The following is a 416-nucleotide window of genomic DNA, read 5'->3' on the forward strand; positions in this document are numbered from 1 at the left end:
TCTCCTTGAAGAATAGATGTTGTAAATAAAATTCAATCGATGGAATATTGTTCCATCTTGCATAGCTGTTTCAAATTAAGAATAATATTGCACCAAGACAACCATACTCTAATTTCAAACAACGAAAGGAAAATCATGCAAAAACGTATTGACGAAATTCAAAGCAAATACCGCGAATGGTGCGAATTACTGCCGCAACTGGAAGCAGATATCGCCCGCTGGAAACATGCTGCAAGCCTTATGCAGGACATGGATGAATTCTATACCAACGAATACCAAGCATGCCATCAAGCCATTGAAGAAGGGGCAGATGTTGATTTGCGTACACAGGGCGAATACAGCATTATGAGCGAAGATGCCCTATGGAACGCACTGGGGGAATTTCATCAACTGGCTTGGGAACACCTGCGCTCAAG

At 42.1% G+C, this 416-nt stretch carries 1 protein-coding gene; it reads left to right on the forward strand.

Annotation, left to right across the window (positions count from 1 at the left end):
• Nucleotides 1-135 precede the first annotated feature (135 nt).
• Nucleotides 136-416: DUF4298 domain-containing protein (locus tag ACTHUE_RS20645; protein ID WP_440404021.1), on the forward strand; the 281-nt coding region annotated here is incomplete at its 3' end.

It is taken from the genome of Neisseria sp. P0021.S005, from assembly GCF_051956955.1.